Raw genomic sequence first — 806 nt, 5'->3', positions numbered from 1 at the left:
CGTATTTGAAACCGCTTGTGATTTTATTCACGGCCAACCAAATGTTGTAGTCTGTAAGAAACACCCAGAAACTCAAGCTATTTTGAGAGATAAATACATACCTCGCGTGCGTGCCTTGCAATCGCAGGTGATCGCTCATGTGGAAAGCAAAAAGCGTCATGTCCGTATTCCGGATGAGCTAGGCGGAAGTGAACTTGCCGGTGCGGTCGCTCGTTCTTTCCTTCATAGCTTAAATAAACGCGGGCACAACGTTCAATTTGCAATTCATAATGCAGGTGGCGTTCGTACTTCACTCAATCCAGGTGATATTACAGTGGCAGATGTTGCCGGACGATTATTGCCTTTTGCCGTACCGATCGGGTTTTACGATGTGAAAGGTGCGGTTATTCGCCGAGCTCTAGAAGGTGCAATCAATAACGCACTCAACAACGGTGTAGAAGGCACTGGGTCAGGCAGTTACCCATATACGTACAATCTGAACTTTGACTATCAAGCTGATGCGCCAAAAGGTGAGAGAGTCCAACGATTAGAAATATTTGACGGATACCGCTGGGTTAAGGTTGATGATGACGCTTGGTATCGTGGCACCTCTTCGGCTTACACGATGAAAGGCAAAGAAGGCTATGAAGCCCTGCTTGATATGAAAGGCGAGGGTTGTGTGAGTAACTTATCAATGGCGGATTGCTTTATTGAATTACTTACAGATGAGCCTAACTGTTTGAACGAAAGTCACAAACTTTACTCTCAACAAAATCGTTAATCATTCTTGGTATTGATTTTGCTGTACTTTCCACACTACATGCGAG

The 806-nt window shown here is 44.8% G+C and carries 1 protein-coding gene; it reads left to right on the top strand.

The window, feature by feature from the left end:
• A partial coding sequence (locus R7Q48_RS26340) for a 5'-nucleotidase (RefSeq protein ID WP_318133144.1) occupies positions 1–760 on the top strand: 760 nt, incomplete at its 5' end.
• Between the last annotated feature and the right edge of the window lie 46 nt (positions 761–806).

The sequence above is a fragment of the Vibrio sp. 378 genome (genome assembly GCF_033339435.1).
The sequence above is the reverse complement of the archived record's forward strand: the minus strand, read 5'-3'. Positions and strand labels throughout refer to the sequence as shown.